Origin of the sequence: Mobiluncus sp., assembly GCF_034180645.1 — a bacterium.
Lineage (GTDB): Bacteria > Actinomycetota > Actinomycetes > Actinomycetales > Actinomycetaceae > Mobiluncus.
Genome location: NZ_JAXFNY010000014.1, coordinates 73,720 through 91,980 on the forward strand (window position 1 = coordinate 73,720; position 18,261 = coordinate 91,980).

Below are 18,261 nucleotides of genomic sequence, written 5' to 3' on the forward strand. Positions count from 1 at the left end.
TCAGCACTTGTGGACGCGTTGGCGGGGGGAGTCCGGTTCGGAGCCGGCCAGTTTCGCTCTCGTCATGCCGCTGGTACTGATTCTGGTGCTGGGGTTGATGCAGCTGGCGTTGGCCCTGTGGGTGCACACGACTTTGATTGATGCGGCCGGGGCAGGGGCGCACGCGGCAGCGCTGGCGGGTGCCCCTGCGAGCGCCGCCGATGACACTGTGCGCAGTGTTCTGGCCTCGACTTTAGGTCCCGACTACGTGCATACGGTCAGCGCCGAGCGCGTGACTCTGACGACGCTCAGCGGCCCCTACTCCACCTCGGACCTGGAAGTAATGGAGGTACGGGTAAAGGCTCCTATGCCGGTTATTGGCCTGTTCGAAGCGGGGGACTTGACCGCGGTGGGTCACGCGGTAATAGAGGAGGGGCCGTGAAGCGCTCATCCAACCGAAACCGGCCGAAGTTCGTTTCTCGCTTGGCTCGTGAGGAATCTGGCGAGGCCACCTTGGAGTTTGTGGGTATCACCATGATGCTCCTGATACCGCTGGTGTACCTGATTTTGGCTTTCTTTCAGATTCAATCTGGTCTGTACGCGGCCGAGGCCGGAGCAGCCGGAGCAGCGCGTATCCTCACGTTGCATCCCGAAACGGGGGTTGACTCAGCCAGTTTGGCGGTGCAAATGGCGGCCGCTGACCAAGGTTTACCGGCGGGGCAGGCACAGTACACTCTGGACTGCGTGACTGGACCGTGCCCTGCCGCGGGTTCGCGCGGTATCGTCCACGTTAGTGTGGAAGTCCCCCTGCCGCTGGTGGGAACGACGCTGCAGGGTTCCTTTCCCGCTTCCTTGCCGCTGAGCGCGGATCATCCGATTCAGTGGGGCGAGCATGGGGCTTAGGAAATGGCACAAGGGAGGGACAAAGTCCCATCGATTTGCCCCCCGGTTCGACCGTCTTGGTGGTGAGGACGGCCGCATCATGCTGTTGGGGTTGGCCGCTTGCGTGCTGCTCTGTGTGATTATCCTGATGAGCATGGCGCTGTCCGGGGTGTATCTGGAACAGCGGCGCTTACAGCGTCTGGCAGACCAGACCGCATCGATGGCAGCTTCCAACATCGCGGATGCTGCCTACTATCAAAATGGAATTGTTGACGGCGTCCCTCTGGAAATCGAACCGGATCACGCCTCGGAACGCGCTGCCGAATACCTCTCAGGGGCGGCAATAGGCACGAACTCTGGCTTGCAGGGAATTGACCTGGTAGATGTCAACGTGGAATCGACCCGGGTACAGGTAACTTTGCAGGCCACCGGCAAAATTCCGCTGGTGGTTCCGCTCATCAGTTCCCTGACCCAGGTCGAACTCACAGCTACCGGGGCGGCCTCGCTGAAGGCCAGCTTCGGCTAGCCGCCCCACCTTCAGTCGTGAGCCAGCGCCTCGACCGGCGTGACCCGCGCTGCTGCCCGCGCCGGACCAATCGAAGCCAACAGCGCCACCACGATGGTCAGCGCCGCAGCCGCGATAGCTAACGGGGGTACCACAATAACTTGTGCGGAGGCCAGTTCCGTCACCGGCAGGGCATTGATGCCCGCTATGGCGTAACCCAAACCGGCCAATACGCCTACGACCAGTGCCCCGAGAGCCGTCAGCAAGGCTTCGATGGCGAGCATTCCTTGCAGGCGTCCCTTCGTCATGCCCAAGGCTCGCAACATCCCATTTTCTCGCCGGCGTTCCATCACCGAGAGAGCCAAAGTGTTCGCCACCCCAACCAGCGCAACCAACACGGATACTCCCAGCATCGCGAAAGCGCCCCACATCAATCCTTGTGTTATCTGGGTAAACATGGCTCGGTCGGGTGCGGAACCAGTGATGTAGGCATCCTGCTCAGAGGCAGCTGGAATATCCGAAGCGAGCTGCTCAATGTCAGAAAAGCTGCAATCCGGGGAAATCCGCATCAGCAGAACGCGAGGCGCCAGCACCGTGGCATTACGCTCAAGTTCCTGGTCAGCGTGGGTTTGTGCGGGGCGGACCACCTGGGTGGAACTGGCTAGGCCAGCCAAATCCTGAGGGTTCAGGGAGATGAAATCCAGGGGAGTTTTCTCAGCCGTGAGTTTCAGCACCTTATCCCCGCTACGGACGGCATAAGGCTTGCCTACTTCCTCATCGCTCAACTGCGGAATGCCTACATGACCTGGAGCAATTACCGGAATTTGACTGTGCGAAATGGCCGAGAAATCTTTAGATTCCAATAGAAGCTCCCGGTAATTTGCATCCGGTTCACAAGGTTCGCTCGTCGCGGCAATGACGCAGCCTCCGTTTTCATCCTGAGTCAGCTTTTCTGGCTGAGACAATAATTGCTGGGCTTTTTCGTATTCTCCCCAGGGGAAAGCGCTTCCCAACAGCCCATTTACGGCGATGGTGTGTTCCAAACCGGAAGTGGCTTTCACGTTGGCGATGGTGGTTTGACTCAACGGTTCGCCCTCCGAAACGAGCTGCAGGTCTACCGGAGTATGTTCGTCGATGAGTTTTTTGCCGGTAGCGTCTACCGAGGCCGCCCCGACCAGCAGCAGTACCATCAAGGTAATACCTAAGGTCAAGGCCGCGCCGGTAGCTCCGGTACGCCGCGGGTTACGCCCCGTATTCTCCGCCGCCAAACGCCACGTCACCGCCGCGGGGGAACTGAACACACCCAAAGCGGAAGTTACGTAGGGCAAAACGATGGAAGTCAGCATGACCAGCCCCAGGAAGGAAATCATTCCGGCAAACATAGCTGTCAGGAAGAAGTTGGAGGTGTAGGTATCCATGTCTCCCTGCTCTGAGACGCTCATCATCAACCGATGGTTCTGGAGGGTGGCGTAGACCATGGTGGCAGTGCCGCCAAAGAACAGAATGGAACCAAAAATGGCGCGAACCGTCCGGTGCTTGCGCCGCCGACTGAGCTTGTCCTCCGTCGCCAGAGCCTCAATCGGGGTGACCTGGGCGACCCGGCGGGACGGGGCAAACCCGGCCAGGAAAGAAATCACGGTACCACAGAGGAATCCCGCCAGCAGGCTTTGCCAGTTCAAAACGGTGAAAGCCTGACCCCAAGTGTCGGCGAGGTTGGCAATTCGGCACGCTATGGCCGAAAAAATCACACCTGCCAAGACTCCGAGAACCGCGGAAACGGCTCCTACCAGTAATGTCTCGCGGGCCACCAGGGAACGGAGTTGACCGGAGGTAGCACCGACCGCCCGCAACAGAGCCAGTTGGCGCCGTCGGCGGGCAAACAGCACGTTGTAAGTCACCGACACGACAATAATGGCGGTAACGCCAGCGATAAGCGGGAACACCAAGGCCAACACGAGCAGGACGTCCTGTCCGCCCACCATGGTATCCACGGCACGATCCAAGTATTGATCCGCGGTGAACACCTCATAGTAACCCGCGTCAGGAATGTGGGAGATCAACTCTTTCAGTTCGGCCTTGGCTGCATCCAGGTGTGTGGCGCCGACCCCCGAAATCAGCACAATATTAGCCAAATAATCGTCCCCAGCCCAAGCCTTCACCAGGGAATCGGTAACGTAGCTGGTGGGGAACGCGCCGGGACGGGCTTTATAGATACCGCTGACCTTGAGCGGCACCGTCCTGGTGTCATCTGTGGCAGAATCGTAAATTTCCGCGTTGAGCGTATCCCCGACTTTAACCCCGAGGGTCTTGGCATTGGACTGTTCGATACCGATTTCAGTTTCAGAGCTGGGCCGCTTTCCCTCCACGACCGAGCTGGGGTCGAACACGGGATTGCCCAGCCCCAATACCGAGGCAGACACGGTTTTGCGATTTGCGGACAAATCCAGGCTCATGGCGGACCGAGTCAGGATTTTCCACTCCGGGTGGGCCTTATGGGCTTGGTCCGCGACCTTTTGCAGGTAGTCCGGTTCGGGATCCTCACCGTCGTAGGGAACTCCGTTGGGAGTCGAGACAATCAGGTCAGCACCGGCAGCTTCCTCCGTAAGGTTGCGAGACAAAGTCATCTTGAGCCCCTCGGTCAACCCTAGGCAGGTCAACAGAAACGCTACGGCCAAGGCAATCGCCAAGGCAGTGGCGGCGTAGCTTTTCACGTTCTTGCGCAAATCTGCGCGCAGAATTCCTTTCATCTCTCACGCCACCTTCGCGATGTCTGCGGGTTCGGGGTGATGCAAATCGTGCACAATCATTCCGTCACGGACAATCAAGACCCGGTCCCCGGTCGTGGCGGCGTGCTGGTCATGGGTGACCATCACCACGGTTTGCCCGAAGTTATCGACCGCCGCGCGCAGCAGGTTCAGGACTTCAGCAGAAGACGCCGTGTCCAGGTTCCCGGTCGGTTCGTCAGCGACCAGCATGGCGGGGCGGGATAGTAGGGCTCGCGCGACTGCGACGCGCTGTACCTGGCCGCCGGACAGTTCGTAAGGCTTGTGGTTCAGTCGGGTGGTGAGGTCCAACCCGGTGACGATTTGGTCGAACCAGTGCCGGTCTATCGGCTTATTCGCCAGGCGTAGCGGCAGCTCGATATTGGCCCCCGCGCTCAAGGTCGGAACCAGGTTAAACGACTGGAACACGAACCCTACGTTGTCGCGGCGCCACAGGGTCAGGGGCTTGTCTTTCAGCTTCGTGATGTCCATGCGGTTGACCGTGATAGAACCGGAAGTGACCGCGTCCAAACCGGCTAGGACGTGCAGCAGCGTGGATTTACCGGAACCGGAGGGGCCCATGATGACCGTGAATTCGCGGGCGTTAATATCTACGTCGATCCCGCGCAACGCCTCAACTCGCGTGCCTTTTTCCCCGTAAACTTTCGTGACTTCACGCAGCTGAGCTACCGGGACAGTCGGGATGTTCATCTCGGCATTGGTCACAAGGGGGGAGGGGGGCGTCACCGGGGTGAACGGGGTGTCGGCGGGGCTATTCGGGGAGGACATAATCAACCTTTCGCTAGAGTTCTTAACTGAAATCCAGCGTAGCTAGGCCAAAACTAATAGGCTATGGGGGTTTACCCTGAAAAAACCCCGATGCGTCCCTGAGTCGGTTGAGGTCTCTAGGGTTCCGGTTTTTCCAGGTGGCTGCGCATACTGGACAGCACGCGGCGCATCGCGTTTAAATCTGATTGCGAAACCCGGCCAGCAAACAGTTCACGTACCACTTTCATCTGAACCTGCGCCGCGGCTTCGTAAGCGTTCAACCCTTTGGTCGACAGGCAAGCATTGCGGGTGCGTTTATCCGCACCTTGGCACAGCCGATTCAGCCAGCCCTTTTTCTCCATCTCACCGAGTCGATAGTTCAATCGAGAGGGCGAAAATACCGTTTGCCTGGCAAGTTCACCGAGTTGCAGTTTCTTTTCCGGAGCGTTAGCCAAAGCCGTCAAGATGGAATATTGAGGCAGGTCGAAGCCGCATTGTTCCTTGAGAGCATAGTCAATCTCTAAATTGAGCATTTGGGAAAACTTAAAAAAGTCTTCCCAGATTTCTTCGGGCGTAGCGTCCGGTGTGTATGGAGAATCGTTGCGAACCAACGTGAAGGCCTCTCGGAACTCGGTAATCCTAATGGTTGTTTTGTTATTGTTCTACAAACGGTGCAGTTTTCCAATCTTTTGATTACATATTTACTAATAATTGAATCTTTCTTTAGGATGGCCCTTCGCGAATGCGTCGTGCCCTTCCGGGTGGAAAACCTGACTGGAACTGACTTTTGCACAGGTTATGGCCATAGCTGCACAAAAATTTGAGAGGGGGGAACACCGAAACGATTTTGCGAAGTCACATCGCCTTTGGCGGCGCTAATCCAGGGTTGACGCAACGCTGACAGGGTTTGGTCTGGTGATTTTTTCGAGGCCGCGCCGGTCGGCGAAATGAGTTCGATAATCTTTAGGTGAGCCGCGAAAGCATCGGCATCAGCCTGATTGATGAGACGAATCGCGTCTGAGGTTGTCTTAATCTGGGAAAAATCCAAAGCGTACTGGGCGGCACGCATGTCTTCCACGCCCCCGTCCACCAGCGACTGCACGTCCCAAGCTAGGGAATCCGCCCTTTGCAAAGCCCACTGCCGGTCATTCCCGCTCAGATGAGCGGCCGCCACTTCCATACGGAAACGGGCAAAATCCAGAGCGGTCTGCGCTTCTTTAAGATTTTGCAGGTTTTTCCGGTCGGCTATCGGTTCAATGGAACCTTCGGGGTTCGTCCCTGCCAGTGAGTCTACCGGCACTGTTGGTTCGGGAAGTTTGTGTCCCGCGGCTCCCGCCACGTGAGAGGCATCCAGCTGCTGGGCGGCGCACAATGCCGTAAGGAGCTGCGCGTCGTTAGCGTGGGGAGCGCGTGCCCCCGCCTGGCAGGATGTTGCGGCCGTATCTACCAGGAGTTGTATCAGGTCCTCCACGCTGCCCGGAGCCGGGGAAGGTTGCGGTCCGGGGTCGGCTCCCTCCGGGGTTCCCTGCGGCCACGGTTGCCAGACCCCACCCAAGGCTGCTAGACGGGTCGCGGACAGGTAGCGTACCGTCCCAATCACTTCACGCACCCCGGGGGCTAATGAGGCGTCGTTTGCCATCTTTTCGCTGCCGATGCCGATGGCGGCTTCCGCGCGTGAAACGGCGGAAATCCCGGCTTGGCCGGCATCCAGTTCCGGCAGGGCATCGGGGGGAGTGTCCAGGCGCAGTCCACATCCAGTCAGCGCAAACCCCGCCACAAGCCATAGACTTAGTTTCAGGAAACGGGACGGGGATAAAAACATAAACCCATTGTTTCATACCCCGCCCCATCCACCCGCTCAGGCAACTCTGAGGGAATGAAAAAAGGGGAGACTATTGCAGATAAAGACAGAAGCTCAGCCGCATACCACGGCAGACCCCAGTGTCGCCGCAATTATCCAGGTCATCAGCCCGGTCATAGACTCTGCCGGATTGTATTTGGAAAAAATTGCCCTCACCGGCCCTAAACATCAGCGGGTCGTGGCGATTGGTTTGGATTTACCCGATGGGCAGGCCGATTTGGGTAGCGCGCAGCTGGAGGAAGCGAGTCGCGCCATCGGTGCCGCTCTGGATGCAAACGATCCTCTGCCAGGTGCCTATACCCTTGAGATTTCCACGCTTGGCGCCGAACACGCGCTGACGAATCTACGGCTGGCGCGCCGGGCTCTCGGCAAGGATGTAGAAGTGCGTATCGGCGGGAAGGTCCGCACCGGAATCTTGACCGATGTAACGCATACCGGGCTGAGTTTAAATGACGATGGAGACGTTACGGTTTATCCCTTTGAGGACATAGAATCGGTACGTACCGTTATTTTGTTTGGGAAGCCTCGGGGGTCCCAGCACAACGGGCGAAAAAATAAATAGCGACAAATCAATACGGAGGAATCATGCAAATTGACATGTCTGCATTGCGCCTGGTGGAAGCCGAAAAGGGCATGGATATGAACTCGCTTATCGACACGGTCGAGCAAGCGCTTTTGAAGGCATACCGTAATCAGCCGGGTGCTGAAAAAGATCATTCGCGGGTTGAGGTTGATCGCAAGACCGGTGAGGTGCGAGTTTTAGTGAAGGAGCTGGACGAGGACGGCAACGAGCTGGGTGAGTCCGAGATTACTCCTAAAGATTTTGGACGTACCGCCGCAGCCACGGTGAAATCCGTGATTATTCAACGTTTCCAGGAGGAAGAAGACAAAGCTGTTCTGGGAGATTTCAAGGATCGTGTCGGTCAAGTCGTTTCCGGAGTGGTGACTTCCGGGCGTGATCCGAAGTTGGTTACCGTGAATCTGGGAGATGTGGAAGGCATTATTCCGCCGGCCGAACAGGTTCCCGGCGAAAAATATCAGCACGGAGTGCGGCTGAGCGTATACGTTTTGACGGCGTCGCGTGGCTTGAAAGGCCCGCATATCGAACTGTCTCGAACCCATCCCGGCTTGGTGCAGGGCTTGTTTAAACGCGAAGTGCCCGAAATCGACAAGGAAGAAGTCGTCATCGAATCCGTGGCTCGCGAGCCGGGACACCGCACCAAGATTGCCGTGCGGGCGACCGAAAAAGGTATCAACTCCAAAGGGGCGTGCATCGGACCGAACGGTTCGCGCGTCCGGGCGGTTATGAACGAGCTAAACGGAGAAAAAATCGACATCGTGGATTGGGCTGAAGATCCTACGGTTTACGTGGCCAATGCTTTGAGCCCGGCCAAAGTCATTTCGGTACGGGTTATCGATGAAGCCAAGCGGCTGGCGCGAGTGGTGGTCCCGGACTTTCAACAGTCCCTGGCTATCGGCAAGGAAGGTCAAAATGCCCGCCTGGCTTCGCGCCTGACCGGTTGGGGGATTGACATACATTCCGACACCGAAAATGGTGGCGCACCGGCCTAGATTTTCAACCCCGCGAGGGGTTTTCCGCATCCAGCCCTCCGAGGTTCTTCCCGGAGGGCTGAATTGTCTGTGCACAAGGGCCGCGCCGGCGTTTCCGGGGGAGGTGCGGCAACGTTGGGGACCGCCCTTGTGAAGGTATATCCGCAGTTGACAGCCTTTAAAATCGCCAAAATGGACATGGTTGTTACCAAAACGTTATAATCAATCGTCGCGGCGTGGGGTCGCGAAACGTTCAATAAATGAGGAGGGCATTTGGCTGGGTCAAATGAGCCGGTCGAATAGGTCAATCATGAATATTTCTAAACTGATGGCAAGTTCATTTGCAATTGCTGGAATCGGAGTAGTGGGGGTTACCCCGATTGCCAATGCGGAAGATGGGGGTTCCGCAACCATTACAAATCAAACTGTCAGTGCCAGCGTTCGTTTGGCTGGTGTAAATCGTTATGAGACATCAAAAGCGGTGTCTGAGGCAACTGAGTTGAGTTCAGTGTTGGTCAGCGATAAGTCGCCTGATGGCCTCATCGGTTCACTGCAGGCAGCCAACGATGACAAATCCGCGGTCATGAGCCCGGATGCTCCCTCTTTGGGAGGAACTAACCGTTACGAGTCGGCCGCGAAAGTCGCTTTGGAAGGCGAAGCGGATGCTCCCGTGGTTATCGCCAACGGCAACTCGGAGGTAGACATTCTGGCCGCCACGTCCTACGCGGCCAATCTGGAAGCGAACCTCTTGTTGGCTGAGCCGAATCAGCTGGGCAAATACGGCTCTCAGGCTATTGCTGAGTTGAATCCCCAAAGCATCACAATCATTGGTGGCACCGCGGTCGTGAGCGAGGAAACTAAAGCTCAGGTTGAAGAATTGACCGGGAAAAAGGTTTCCCGGATAGCCGGAGATAACCGTTACACCACCGCGCTGGCCGCCGCGCAAGCTATCGGCTCGCAAAACTATCTGTTGGTCAATGGCAAGAACCCGGTCGATGCCCTGACTTTGGCTCCTTTGGCAAAGAAAAATAATGCTTCGGTAGTGTTGGTTCAGACTTCCTGTGCGCCCCAAGCGGTGCTGGAAGACCTGGGTGGAAAACATCTCACCGCTATTGGTGGCACCAGCGCTATTGCCGACAATTTCGCGGCGAAAACCTGTGAGCAGCAGGCGGCCGAGACAGCTGCAAAGGCCGCAGCTGAGAAGGCAGCCCAGGAAGCCGCGGCTCGGGCGGCTAATCCGTGGGGAGCCGGCACTGCGCAGGGTATCGCTTACGACATGCTGGGTCAGTTCGGTTGGGGACCGGATCAGATGCAGCCCCTGTTCAAGCTGTGGGCCCGTGAATCTGGATGGCGTACGAATGCCGGACGCCCCGGTGGTCCCTACGGGATTCCGCAGGCTAATCCCGGCCGCAAAATGGCTTCTGCCGGTGCAGACTGGGCGACGAACCCGGCCACTCAAATCCGCTGGGGATTGAGCTACATCAAGGGTCGCTACGGCAGTCCCGCTGCTGCCTGGGCGAATTTCTGTGCTCGTGGCTGGTATTGATTTCGAGAATCTGCCAATAACTTAGGGGTGGAGCCGCCACGGACGGTTCCACCCCAATCTTTTGCCCGGTAGTTTGCCGGGCTGGAGGTCCCGATTCAAATGCATAGAGAAAAGTCGGGTATAATCAGGAGCGGTGCTTTTCGCGGCTCTAACAGCCGCGTTCCAGCACATGAACTTATTAGCTGAGGATACTTTGCTACTGGTGGATTTCATTATCCCGCGGCACTGTGTTCGCAATGACCTAGGAGCGGGTTGGAAGATGTTGGGCACCCGATGAGTACCCGATGAGTACCAACGATTAATCCATTCTCACCCTTCGCCGGGTGGGGTGGCGAAGGACAGGAGAAAAGTGGCACGAATGCGCGTGCACGAGCTTGCAAAAGAGCTCGGTATTGAATCCAAAGAAATGCTGGCGTATCTGAAAGATGCCGGCGAGTTCGTAAAGTCTGCATCCTCCGTGGTGGAAAGCCCGGTTGTGAAGCGGATGATGGAACGCTTTGAAAAGGAAAAGCTGGGTAAGTTTAGCCCGGAAGCCGCCAAGAAAGCCGAAAAAGCGGCTGCGAAAGCGAAGAAGCCGGCTGCCAAGACAACCTCGAAAAGTCAGAAGTCGGCCGCGGAGCCTGCTGCAGCGGAATCGATGCCGCCAGCCAGCGCTACGGAGTCGCCGACCCCGGAAACTGCGCCCGCACCGGACGCTTTGGACGCAGAGACTCCCGCACCGGCGGATTCCTCTCCTGCTGCTTCCGCTGCTACTCAGCCAAAACCAGAGAAATCAGCACCGAGTCCCAGCCCTGCGAAACCGCAGGAGAAACCGAGTGCCCGCCCTGACATTCCCAAGCCGGGAGCCTCAATTCCCAAGCCGGGCGCTCGTCCGGGCAACAACCCGTTCGCTTCCGCTCAGGGAATGCCGCGTCCCGGCGGCACCAGTGGAATCAAAGCGAAGCCGGGTCCACGCCGGGGACGGCTGGGCAACAATCCGTTCGCTTCCGCCCAAGGCATGAGCCAGGGGATTCCCCGTCCGGGGCAGGGCGGCGGTCCGCGTCCCAAGCCGGGAGACCGCCTGGGTTCGCCCCGCGGTGACTCCGGTCCCGCAGGACGTGGTGGACGTGGCGGCCGTGGTTCTCGCACCAGTCCTGAGGCTTTGGCAGCCGGCGGCTTTGGCGGCGCTCCCGCATTTGGCGGTCCGCCTTCGCCGCCTCGCGGTCGCGGCGGGCGCGGCTTTACCCAGGGTGCTTTCGGACACGGCAAATCCCGGAAAGGCAAGAGCCGCCGGGCTAAGCGTCAGGAAATCGAGGAGCAAAATGCGCCCGTGATTGGCGGGGTCACCGTCCCGAAAGGCAATGGCCAAGAGATTCGTATCCGTTCCGGAGCATCTGTCGCCGATTTTGCAGAAAAGATTAACGTCAATCCTGCCGCGCTGGTGACCGTGCTGTTCCACATGGGCGAGATGGCCACAGCTAATCAGTCTTTGGACGAGGACACTTTCAAGTTGCTGGGGGCAGAACTCGGTTACGAAATTACGGTGGTTTCACCGGAGGACGAGGACCGCGAGTTGCTGGAATCCTTCGATATTGACCTAGAGGCCGAAGAACTCGATGACATCGAGGCTATGGAACCCCGACCTCCAGTCGTGACAGTGATGGGCCACGTCGATCATGGTAAAACCAAGTTGCTGGACGCTATCCGTAATACTGACGTCATTGATACCGAGTATGGCGGAATTACCCAGCACATCGGCGCCTATATGGTCACGCTGAAAAAGGCTGATAAAGGCCGCAAACTGACCTTCATCGATACACCGGGTCACGAAGCCTTTACCGCTATGCGTGCCCGTGGTGCCCAGGTCACCGACATTGCGATTATCGTGGTCGCCGCTGATGATGGGGTGATGCCCCAGACCGTGGAGGCTATCAACCATGCCAAGGCCGCAAACGTGCCGATTGTGGTGGCAGTCAACAAGATTGATAAACCTACCGCGAATCCGGACAAGGTCAAAGCCCAGATGTCCGAATACGGCGTGTTGCCCGAAGAATACGGCGGCGACACCATGTTTGTGCCGATTTCGGCTAAACAGCGGATGGGCATTGAGGATTTGTTGGATGCAGTGTTGCTGACAGCTGACGCGGTGCTGGATCTGCAGGCCAATCCACATGCTCCTGCCCGCGGCGTCGCCATTGAAGCGAACCTCGACAAGGGACGCGGCACGGTCGCTACCGTGCTGGTGCAGCGCGGTACTCTGCGTGTCGGCGACGCTATCGTGGCGGGAACTGCCTACGGCAGGGTGCGCGCCATGTTCAACGAGCGCGGCCAAAACGTGGAGGAGGCCACCCCCTCCACTCCGGTGCAGGTGCTGGGCCTGACCTCGGTGCCGCGAGCCGGCGATAACTTCCTGGTCGCCGAAGACGACCGGACGGCCCGCCAGATTGCGGACAAACGTGCGGCTGCGGAACGCGCGGCGTTGCTGGCCAAGCGCCGCAAGCGCGTCACCCTGGAATCCTTCGATGAAGCCCTGAAAGCCGGCAAGGTCGACATGATGAACCTGATTATCAAGGGTGACGTGTCCGGCTCGGTAGAGGCTCTGGAGGACTCCCTGCTCAAGATTGACGTGGGCGAGGAAGTCGGTCTGCGCATCATTCACCGCGGTGTCGGCGCGATTACCCAAAACGACGTCAACCTGGCGACCGTGGACAACGCCATCATTATCGGCTTCAACGTCCGTCCTGCCGAGCGCGTGGCGGAACTGGCCGACAGCGAAGGCGTGGAGATGAAGTTCTATTCCGTCATCTACCAGGTCATTGAGGACGTTGAGAACTCCTTGAAGGGTATGCTAAAGCCGATTTATGAGGAACACGAACTCGGTTCCGCCGAGATTCGCCAGGTCTTTAAGTCCTCCAAGTTCGGCAACATCGCGGGCTGCTTGATTAAGTCGGGCACCATCAAGCGCGGCTCCAAGGCCCGCTTGGTTCGCGATGGTGTGGTCGTCAACGGAGAGCTAGAGGTGCATTCCTTGCGCCGAGAAAAGGACGATGTCACCGAGGTTCGCGAAGGTTTCGAATGCGGTATCGGTCTGGAGTTCAAGGACATCCAGGTGGGCGACCGCATCGAAACTTGGGAAATGCGCGAGATTCCGCGCGATTAATATCCCTAACCAACCCGGGGTCCCTGGCCGGCCTGCGGCGGTTTACCGCCAGGCGTGGCCGGGGCGCCGGGACAACACACGAAGATGGGAGAAACCATGGATGACACCCGGCGGGAAAAAGTCGCCGCGAACATTTTGACCACGGTGGCTAGCATGTTGGCTGGCAAGATCAAAGACCCCAGATTAGGTTTCGTCACCATTACTTCGGTCGAGGTCACGGGTGATTTGCAGCACGCCAAAGTCTATTACACGGCCTATGGTAGCGACACGGAGCGAACCGCTTCCGGCGCGGCTTTGGAGTCTGCCAAAGGACTGATTCGCTCCCACGTGGGCAAAAATTTGGGCACGCGCCTGACTCCGACCTTGGAATTTGTGGCCGATCCGGTGCCCCAGCAGGCTGCGGCTTTGGAATCGGCGCTGGCGGAGGCTCGCGCGGCTGATGCCGAGTTGGCCGCCCGCAAAGGCACCCAGTATGCCGGGGAAGCCAATCCCTACAAAACTCCCCGTGAGTCCGAAGATGACCAGGAATCTTAACGCTGTCGGTCTGGCGCCTGATTGCGAGTGGACCCTCATCGAGGGCGTTCCGGGGGTTATCGATGGCGTGGGGTGGTTGGTTCATAAGGTTCCCCGGGCGGGTTGCAATGTTTGACGCCCCGGACTTCTTGCCCGACTGTCCCGAGGATTTGCCTCGGGGCGAAACCTGTCCGCCCGGACTGGTCATTGTGGATAAGCCGCGGGGGTTGAGTTCTAACGCGGTGGCGTCACGGATTCGCCGGTTAGCGGGGCAAAAGAAAGTCGGTTATGCCGGCACGCTGGATCCGCTGGCCACGGGAATCCTCATTTGCGCTATCGGCAAAGCCACGCGCCTCTTGCAATACTTGACGGCTCATGACAAGGTCTATACCGCCCGGGTGCGGTTTGGTATCTCTACGGATACTGACGATGCCCTGGGTCAGGTCACGGCCTGTTTGGGGGCTGTGTTGACCCCGGAGGACATCGCGGCGGCTCTGGTGCCGTGGCGCGGTCCGGTCAATCAAATCCCCGCCAAGTTTTCCGCCATTAAGATTGGCGGCAAACGTGCCTACGACCTGGCGCGTGCCGGGAACAACGTGGAAATCCAGCCTCGTCCGGTGACCATTCACCGGCTCGAACTGAGAGGCGCTCCCGTCGTTGAAACGGTGGTGGGAGATGACTCGAACCCCCCGGTGAGTGTTACCGATGCGGAACTTTTGGTGGAGTGTTCGGCGGGAACCTACGTGCGCGCCCTGGCTCGAGACCTCGGAGCAGACCTGGGGGTGGGAGCGCATCTGACGGCGTTGCGACGCATTTCTGTCGGGTCATACGGGCTGGACCAGGCGCGAAGCCTGTCCGAGCTGGGGACCGAAGTCGAGAGTCGCGGGATGCTGCGTCCGTTAGGGCTCGACGCGGCGATTTTGGGAATCTTTCCCGAATTGCCCGGTGACGAAACCCAGGTGCGGGCGCTGTCTTTCGGGCAAACCCCACAACTGGCCGGTTCGACCCGCGAGGCCACCGCCCTTCTGCAGACGACAAATTCGAACCCAACTGCGTCCGCCGGTTCGCTGCTGGCCGTCACCGAAGCGACGACCGACTCAGACGCGGGTAAAAAACGTGTCATAGCGCTGGCCCAGCTGGAAAACGAGCGGCTGAAACCGATTTGGGTGTTAAGACCTGCAAAATCTGGAACGTCTGGGACATACACTTAATGTAGGTCGGGTTTAGGAACACAGGAGAATCATGACTCGAAAAACGTATCTGAAATCTTGGTGGCCCCTCGTAGTGCTGGGCATGCTGGGGGTGTTGGGTCTGCTTTCTGGCCCCGGCGGCATTAGCCTGAACACTCCCGAGTTCCCCGGCCAGACCCCAACTGTCTCAACTACAGCCGCAGCCAGTGTTCCGCACGCTGAGGCCACGCGGAATGTGGTCCCGGCCCTTCCGCAGAGACTTTCCGCCCTTACTGAAACATTGCCCGAGGATTTCACCCCCCACACCGACCGGGAGATAGGTGAGTTGATGATTGGCGGGGGCGCTCCCGTAGGTGCCCAGGACGTGAGCTGGATTGGCTATATCGCCATTACTAACTGGAACGGGACCGGCTCAATCTGTACCGGGATATTAATACATCCTTCCTGGGTGCTGACTGCCGGTCACTGCATGGCGAATAAGCCTCGCTACGTTTCAGTCAAGTTCGGCTTGACCAGGGAGCTATCTGCTCAGGTTGATGACTATAAGCCTCATCCACAATATGACGCTTCTCTGCTGCACCTGCAAACTCCGATGTCCGGGATTACCCCGGCAGTGTTGGCAGCCGGTCAAGCCCCGGCGGGAACCGTGGCTTTGGAATACGGCTGGGGCGGGGCATCGAATACGCTGTTGTCCACTCCGCAAAGAATCGCGGCGACCTGCTACACGGTGGTGCAAGGGCCAACTCAGGGTGAATTTACGGCTAACTGCGGCGGGACGGTCGCTCCCGGTCAGCTCAGTTACAAGACCTCGTGGCCGGGAGTGATGACCGAGCACGGTGATTCCGGTGGGCCTCTGCTGGTATCCAATCAGGTTATAGGGACTTTGATTGGGGGCAATAATCAGGGAGCTTACTTTGGTTCCGTGATTCCTTTGGCTTCGTGGCTGAAAGAAATCGCAGGAGTGAGCTTGGGGGCATCTTCGGGGAATACGACGGAATATCCCTATGAATCTCGACTGAGTCGGATTGCCGGAGCCGATCGGGTCTCGACAGCTCTAGCGTTGCACTCAGCGAGTGGGACCAATGGGGACGCGATTGTGCTGACCACCGGGCGGCTCGCCCCTGACGCTTTGAGCTCCGCGGCTTTGGTGGGGGCGCGAGGAGCCACGGTTTTGCTCACGGTGTCCAATCCGGTGGAACCGGCTGTGATTTCTGCCATTAAGGCTTCCCCGCGCAAGACCCTCTACGTGGTCGGCGGGGGAGTGAAACTCTCGCCTGCCCAACGCGCTGAACTGCAGCAAGCCGGAATCTCCATCACCGACCTGGTGGGTCAAGATCGTTTCGACACGGCGGGTCGGGTCGCGGCCCTCGCGGCCCAGGAAAACGCTTCGGTCAGCGCCAATACGAAACTCCTTGACGTGTTCCTGGTCGATGCCACCAGTGACCCTAACATTCCCGATGCTATTGCTGCCGGTCCCGCCGTGGCCAATGCCCACGGTGTCATCCTCTTTACCCGCTCGAACAGCATCCCACCCACCACTCTCCAAGCGATTTCCACCCTGGCGAACACGGTGGCAAAGCAAGGGGGCAAGTTGCGCGTGTGGGGGATAGGCGGCAGGGCGGCTACAGCCGTTACCACCAACGCCGCCAATGCGGACATGGCCGGGAGCAGTGCCGTGAGCGAGGTAAAGACCATCGTGGGTATAGATCGTTTCCAGACTTCTACCCAGTTGGCCCAAAACTTCTTCCCCAATGCCCCGGGATACCTGGTGGTTTCCGGCACTGTGTTTGCTGACGGTTTGGCTGGCTCAGGCTACGCACACGCCAATAACCAGGCCATTGTGCTTAGTCGCCCGGCCTCTCTGGACGCGAACCTGCAGAGTTTCGTGCAAGCCCATCCGCAAGCTGCCTACACCATCGCCGGTGGGACCGGGGCGGTGTCACGAGGTGTGGCGAACCAAATTGGCGCCCTACTGACGGCGCGTTAATCGACCGGAAACGCCGCGCTCACAGACCTTATCACCCGTCTCAAATAGTGGACAATAGTGCCGAATTATGGATAACCGGGCTCACTCGCTACACTTGCCACAAGTTTGTATCCGAAAATACTGAGGCAATACACTATGGACAAGTTTTTTGAGGTTCTCAACGCGGTTGATGCTTTCGTCTGGGGGCCGTTTTTCCTAATCCCCCTGCTGCTAGGAACCGGGCTGTGGCTGACCATTCGCCTGACGGGAATCCAGTTTCGTAAACTCGGTCCCGCGCTGCACCTAGCCCTGCTGAAACGTGATGAAGGCGCCGGGGAAAGTACCGAGGGGACACAACCGCTCGATGACACTATCGAGGGTGATATTTCTCACTACCAAGCGCTGACCACCGCCCTGGCCGCTACCGTCGGGGTCGGAAACATTGCCGGTGTCGCCACCGCTATCCACATTGGCGGACCCGGAGCGGTGTTCTGGATGTGGGTAACCGGTTTAGTTGGTATGGCTTCTAAGTATTCCGAGGCTTTCCTGGCGGTGCGTTTCCGTACCAAAGACGCCAAAGGCGAGATGAGCGGCGGCCCGCAGTATTACCTGGAGCACGTCACGAAAGTGAAGTGGCTGGGGCGGGCACTGGCCATTGCCTTTGCAATCTTCGCGATTATTGCCTCGTTCGGTATCGGCAACCTGACCCAAGCGAACTCGGTTGCGACTCAGTTAGAGGCCTCTTTCGGGGTGAACCCGTGGATGACCGGCCTGTTCATGGCGGCTTTGACCGGCATCGTGCTGCTGGGAGGAGTGAAATCGATTGGCCGAGTGACCTCGGCTTTTGTTCCCATCATGATTATTCTCTACGTGGGAGCCTCGCTAATTGTGCTGGGTCTGTACGCTACCAAAATTCCCGCCGCTTTGGCCCTGATTTTCCACGATGCCTTTACCGGGACTGCCGCGACTGGTGGTTTCGTGGGCTCCACGTTCATGATGGTGCTCCAGTACGGGGTAGCGCGCGGGATTTTCTCTAACGAGTCTGGGATGGGGTCCGCGGCGATTGCGGCGGCTGCCGCGCGTACTCGCGAACCGGTCCGGCAAGGACTCGTCTCCATGACCCAAACCTTCATTGACACCATTATCGTAGTTTCGATGACGGCCCTGGTCATCGTCGTTACGGGAGCGTGGACAGTGACCGATGCCGACGGGCAGACGCTGGATGGTTCGCCTCTCACTGCGCAGGCTTTCAACATCGGTTTCCCCGGCGGCCAGGGACACTTTGTGGTCGCAATTTCCCTGGTGTTCTTTGCATTTTCCACCGTGCTGGGCTGGGCTTACTACGGGGAACGCTGTGTGCAACGTTTATTCGGCCTAAAAGCCGTCACCGTCTACCGCTTGCTGTTCGCCATAGTTGTTTTCGTGGGGTGTATCACGGAACTGAAAGTCGCGTGGACGCTGGCTGATGTCACGAACGGCTTGATGGCTTTGCCTAACTTGATTGGGCTCATCCTGGCTTCCGGTCTGATTGCCCGCGAAACCAGGGCATACCTGAAGCGCGACCCGAAACTGCAAGAATCCCAGTAACCTTTCCGCACC

At 58.4% G+C, this 18,261-nt stretch carries 15 protein-coding genes; 11 read left to right on the forward strand and 4 right to left on the reverse strand.

From position 1 onward, the window contains the following. Nucleotides 1-64 precede the first annotated feature (64 nt). The 3 genes from SPI05_RS05935 to SPI05_RS05945 are packed head-to-tail and all read left to right on the forward strand — an operon-like array spanning nucleotide 65 to nucleotide 1,387. Nucleotides 65-421 (forward strand): TadE/TadG family type IV pilus assembly protein, encoded by a 357-nt coding sequence (locus SPI05_RS05935; RefSeq protein WP_321077019.1) that lies wholly within the window; start codon nucleotides 65-67, stop codon nucleotides 419-421. Then, complete coding sequence (locus SPI05_RS05940; protein ID WP_321077021.1) at nucleotides 418-882, forward strand: pilus assembly protein TadE; 465 nt, start codon at nucleotides 418-420, stop codon at nucleotides 880-882. Before SPI05_RS05935 ends, SPI05_RS05940 begins: the two co-directional genes overlap by 4 nt. Further along, entirely contained in the window at nucleotides 872-1,387 is a 516-nt protein-coding gene (locus tag SPI05_RS05945) for a pilus assembly protein TadG-related protein (protein WP_321077026.1), read from the forward strand. Before SPI05_RS05940 ends, SPI05_RS05945 begins: the two co-directional genes overlap by 11 nt. Before the next feature lie 11 nt (nucleotides 1,388-1,398). On the opposite strand, the gene SPI05_RS05950 is transcribed toward SPI05_RS05945, so the two are convergent. From SPI05_RS05950 to SPI05_RS05965, 4 genes are all read right to left on the reverse strand, one after another. Then, complete coding sequence (locus SPI05_RS05950) at nucleotides 1,399-4,113, reverse strand: ABC transporter permease (RefSeq protein ID WP_321077040.1); 2,715 nt, start codon at nucleotides 4,111-4,113, stop codon at nucleotides 1,399-1,401. Between the two features lie 3 nt (nucleotides 4,114-4,116). After that, nucleotides 4,117-4,917 carry an ABC transporter ATP-binding protein gene (locus SPI05_RS05955; protein ID WP_321077042.1) on the reverse strand — a complete coding sequence of 267 codons (801 nt, stop codon included), beginning with the start codon at nucleotides 4,915-4,917 and terminating at the stop codon, nucleotides 4,117-4,119. Nucleotides 4,918-5,033: 116 nt separating this feature from the next. Then, the gene (locus tag SPI05_RS05960; protein ID WP_321077043.1) at nucleotides 5,034-5,429 is read right to left on the reverse strand and encodes a MarR family winged helix-turn-helix transcriptional regulator; all 396 of its coding nucleotides are present in this window, start codon (nucleotides 5,427-5,429) and stop codon (nucleotides 5,034-5,036) included. A 263-nt stretch (nucleotides 5,430-5,692) separates the two neighbouring features. Next, nucleotides 5,693-6,718: a hypothetical protein gene (locus SPI05_RS05965; protein WP_321077045.1), complete on the reverse strand. Its 1,026-nt coding sequence runs from the start codon at nucleotides 6,716-6,718 to the stop codon at nucleotides 5,693-5,695. A gap of 73 nt (nucleotides 6,719-6,791) precedes the next feature. Here SPI05_RS05965 and rimP point away from each other — a divergent pair, with 73 nt between their 5' ends. The 8 genes from rimP to SPI05_RS06005 all read left to right on the forward strand — a co-directional run bounded on the left by rimP (nucleotide 6,792) and on the right by SPI05_RS06005 (nucleotide 18,249). Continuing rightward, nucleotides 6,792-7,319, forward strand: a complete 528-nt coding sequence (gene rimP / locus SPI05_RS05970; RefSeq protein WP_321077047.1) for a ribosome assembly cofactor RimP — start codon at nucleotides 6,792-6,794, stop codon at nucleotides 7,317-7,319. Between the two features lie 23 nt (nucleotides 7,320-7,342). Beyond that, nucleotides 7,343-8,329, forward strand: a complete 987-nt coding sequence (gene nusA / locus SPI05_RS05975) for a transcription termination factor NusA (RefSeq protein WP_321077049.1) — start codon at nucleotides 7,343-7,345, stop codon at nucleotides 8,327-8,329. Nucleotides 8,330-8,618: 289 nt separating this feature from the next. Next, the gene (locus SPI05_RS05980; protein ID WP_321077050.1) at nucleotides 8,619-9,854 is read left to right on the forward strand and encodes a cell wall-binding repeat-containing protein; all 1,236 of its coding nucleotides are present in this window, start codon (nucleotides 8,619-8,621) and stop codon (nucleotides 9,852-9,854) included. Between the two features lie 358 nt (nucleotides 9,855-10,212). Further along, entirely contained in the window at nucleotides 10,213-12,993 is a 2,781-nt protein-coding gene (gene infB, locus SPI05_RS05985) for a translation initiation factor IF-2 (RefSeq protein ID WP_321077135.1), read from the forward strand. A 96-nt stretch (nucleotides 12,994-13,089) separates the two neighbouring features. Then, a complete protein-coding gene (gene rbfA, locus SPI05_RS05990; RefSeq protein WP_295027438.1) occupies nucleotides 13,090-13,527 on the forward strand; it encodes a 30S ribosome-binding factor RbfA in 438 nt (145 codons plus the stop codon). 107 nt (nucleotides 13,528-13,634) lie between these two features. Next, a complete protein-coding gene (truB, locus tag SPI05_RS05995; protein ID WP_321077053.1) occupies nucleotides 13,635-14,717 on the forward strand; it encodes a tRNA pseudouridine(55) synthase TruB in 1,083 nt (360 codons plus the stop codon). Between the two features lie 31 nt (nucleotides 14,718-14,748). Continuing rightward, nucleotides 14,749-16,683: a cell wall-binding repeat-containing protein gene (locus SPI05_RS06000; RefSeq protein ID WP_321077055.1), complete on the forward strand. Its 1,935-nt coding sequence runs from the start codon at nucleotides 14,749-14,751 to the stop codon at nucleotides 16,681-16,683. Nucleotides 16,684-16,818: 135 nt separating this feature from the next. Next, complete coding sequence (locus SPI05_RS06005) at nucleotides 16,819-18,249, forward strand: sodium:alanine symporter family protein (protein WP_321077057.1); 1,431 nt, start codon at nucleotides 16,819-16,821, stop codon at nucleotides 18,247-18,249. Nucleotides 18,250-18,261: the final 12 nt, after the last annotated feature.